Genomic DNA, 3320 nt, shown 5'->3' on the forward strand with positions numbered 1-3320 from the left:
AAACCGGCTCGAATCACCCCACCAGCCTGTATATCTATACCGACCAGAACAGCTACGAACCACGGTTTCGCATAGAAGCAAGCGGCAACCAAGAACAACATATCCGCTACTTCCACACCGACCTGAATGGCTGTCCGGAAGAACTTACCGATGCAAACGGTAAAATACTGTGGGAATGTAGCTTTCAGTTATGGGGAAAGCGGATTCATGAAATCGAACACGAACCCATAGAGCAAAACCTCAGATATCAGGGACAATATTTAGACAGAGAAACCGGCTTACATTACAATACTTTCAGGTATTATGATCCGGATATAGGTAGATTTACCCAGCCAGACCCGATTGGGCTGCTGGGTGGCTTGAATCTGTATCAGTATGCGCCTAATGGGTTTACTTGGATTGATCCGTTTGGTTTGAGCTGTAGTTTTGATAGTAAGTCGAATCGTTGGCGTAATAATGAAACAGGACGTTTTAACAAACGTCCGACTGAACCGTCAGAATTAGTTCATAATGGTCAGATTAAATATAATGACGTTACTAAATGGGTTAACCCAGGTGGTATTTCTAATCAGTGGATGTCTTCATCACAATTCCCATCAGGAGGTTTTAAATATCAAACAAACTCCAATGGAATTACATATTCAGTACATGGACATGGTACAAACCCTAATGCTGTAGCTAGATATCCGAGTTCAAATGCTGCAAAAGGCCCCTCAGCTTCAATTACGACACGTCCTACTGGTGGGGCTCATTCGGCACAAACCAATACATTATCTAATGGAACAAAAGTGAATAGTAGAGAAAGAGATGATGTGCAAATGAACCAGTCACATATTCCATTAATAAATTCTCCATTTTAATTTTTAGGTAAATAGCAATGATTCGAAAAATATTAAATGACATAAAAAAAGGCCCAACCATTTTAACACTATCTCAAATAGTAGATATAATAAAGTCTCTTCAATTACTTAAAGTTGAGGAAATATTAAAAAATGACAAAGATTTTTTGGAAATATTAGATTTATTAGTTGAGTCTTATTCTGATTCTGCAATATTTGAAGTTAATAATAATAATAAATTTTTTTTAGAAAAATTTAGTGATTGGCTACTTAAATTAGGAAAAAAATATCCAATTGGTAGAAATAAAGATGATTTAAGCTCATATTCAGATATTTTTTTAAAAGAAATGTAAAATAAAAGCAGAAGTGATACTAAAAATCTTCTTGATATTTTTAAATTTATTTTTTTACATATTTTCTAGACCGAAGAGGGACAGAAGAATACAACTACAACCTGATTCGCTGTAACCAGCTCCTGCATTTCAGAGGACACCACTACCGCTACGACGAGCACGGCAGAACTCAGACCAAACAGACCATCGGCACAACCCAGCACTACCACTACGATGCTGAACACCGCCTGAGCGAAGTACGCATTGAGCAAACAGGCCGCAGCCAGCGTTACGGCTACGTCTACGACGCCCTTGGCCGGCGTATCGAAAAACATCAGATAGACCGCGAAGGCCAACCCTACAACCGTACCCGCTTCCTGTGGGACGGCTTAAGAATGATTCAGGAAACCGGCTCGAATCACCCCACCAGCCTGTATATCTATACCGACCAGAACAGCTACGAACCACTGGCGCGGATAGACACAGACGGCAACCAAGAACAACATATCCGCTACTTCCACACCGACCTGAATGGCTGTCCGGAAGAACTTACCGATGCAAACGGTAAAATACTGTGGGAATGTAGCTTTCAGTTATGGGGAAAGCGGATTCATGAAATCGAACACAAACCCATAGAGCAAAACCTCAGATATCAGGGACAATATTTAGACAGAGAAACCGGCTTACATTACAATACTTTCAGGTACTATGATCCGGATATAGGACGCTTTACCCAGCCAGACCCGATTGGGCTGCTGGGTGGGTTTAATCTGTATCAGTATGCGCCTAATGGGTTGACTTGGATTGATCCGTGGGGGTGGAGTTGTGGAAATTTTAAATGGGGCAACCCAAAAAGTAAACCAACCTATGGTCATACTTTTTCAGATCATGGACAAAAGGTAAAATCTAATCAATTAAAAGATCGTGCAAGAAGTAAAGGGCATCAAATAGGTCAATATGATGACGATAAATTAGCCGCTGAATTTATTGCTAATGTCGCTAAAAAAGGATCTGGTGTACATGATGTACCGTTACCCCAAAATATAAAGGGTCGGGGTTATTTACCCGATGGGACATAAATATTTTCTGATATGGCAAGGGTAGTTGTAAAACCCGATGGTTCGGTACGAACATCATTTCCATTTAATTCATCGTATCCAAATTAATAGGGATGAATATGCAAAAAAATAAAAGACTATGTGATGATCTTGGTTTACCACTTGGTGATCGATTTACTCAGGATTGGGCTTATGAATTACCCGATGAATATCGAACGAAAGAATGGCTAAATAAATATATTTCTGCTTATTTACAAAATAAATATTCATCGGAAGAAAAAAAAGAATTAATGATTTTATCTCTTGATGTCATTAACGATTTATTGTCTTTTGGATTAAGTCCAAGTGATGAAATTATTACCAAGGCATTAAATATTCTTTTCGATAATTATAAAGAATATATAGATTTGATAAGCTACTGGTCATTAGATGGAGAACCAATAGAGGATTGTTTTGCATTGACACCTGAAATTAGGAAGTTGAAAAAAAGAATAGAATAGTTCAAATGTATATATATTTTTCCATTTGATAATTGTAAATATCCCATACTTAGTACAAAAATCATATAGAAAATTATGCTATATATTCCATATTATTTAACAGTTCCGGCCAGCTACTGACCTATACCGACCCTGCCGGACGGGCGCACCATCAGCAAACTGTATTATGGTTCCGGCCATCTGCACCAGATTAACATCGACGGCCACATCATCAGCGACATCGAACGTGACAACCTGCACCGCGAAATATTACGCACCCAGGGACGCCTGAACACCCAGTTCAAATACGACCGCAACAGCCGGCTGCAACGCAAACAGATACAGCGCAATCAGAATCCCATCCTGCCTGATATCCTCATCGAACGCAGCTACCAGTACGACAACCTCGACCGATTGGTAAGCAAAAAGCACAGCAAACACGGGCAGACCGATTACCGCTATGATCACACCGGCAGAATCGAAGGCTGTCGCAACCAGAGATACTGGGAAACCCTGCAATATGATGCCGCTGCCAACCTGCTGGACAGCAAATACAGAGAGGACTACAGCAACTACAACCTGATTCGCTGTAACCAGCTCCTGCATTTCAGA

The 3320-nt window shown here is 40.1% G+C and carries 6 protein-coding genes; 4 read left to right on the top strand and 2 right to left on the bottom strand.

Features of this window, described 5'->3' with window-relative positions:
• A partial coding sequence (locus tag B6C99_RS12810; RefSeq protein ID WP_173795350.1) for an RHS repeat-associated core domain-containing protein occupies positions 1-860 on the top strand: 860 nt, incomplete at its 5' end.
• Between the two features lie 17 nt (positions 861-877).
• Positions 878-1192, top strand: coding sequence for a hypothetical protein (locus B6C99_RS12815; protein ID WP_086360177.1), 315 nt, complete (start codon positions 878-880; stop codon positions 1190-1192).
• 65 nt (positions 1193-1257) lie between these two features.
• Here the strand turns inward: B6C99_RS12815 and B6C99_RS13445 are convergent, their stop codons facing one another.
• Positions 1258-1527, bottom strand: coding sequence for a hypothetical protein (locus B6C99_RS13445; RefSeq protein ID WP_216819495.1), 270 nt, complete (start codon positions 1525-1527; stop codon positions 1258-1260).
• A 39-nt stretch (positions 1528-1566) separates the two neighbouring features.
• Between B6C99_RS13445 and B6C99_RS13450 the strand changes: the two genes are divergently transcribed.
• Positions 1567-2250, top strand: coding sequence for an RHS repeat domain-containing protein (locus B6C99_RS13450; RefSeq protein WP_216819496.1), 684 nt, complete (start codon positions 1567-1569; stop codon positions 2248-2250).
• 98 nt (positions 2251-2348) lie between these two features.
• Entirely contained in the window at positions 2349-2729 is a 381-nt protein-coding gene (locus B6C99_RS12825) for a hypothetical protein (protein WP_037473648.1), read from the top strand.
• Positions 2730-2978: 249 nt separating this feature from the next.
• Here the strand turns inward: B6C99_RS12825 and B6C99_RS13225 are convergent.
• On the bottom strand, positions 2979-3320 hold a 342-nt coding region (locus B6C99_RS13225), incomplete at its 5' end, for a hypothetical protein (protein ID WP_158092490.1).

This window comes from Gilliamella sp. N-G2, from assembly GCF_002142215.1.
Classification (GTDB): domain Bacteria; phylum Pseudomonadota; class Gammaproteobacteria; order Enterobacterales; family Orbaceae; genus Gilliamella.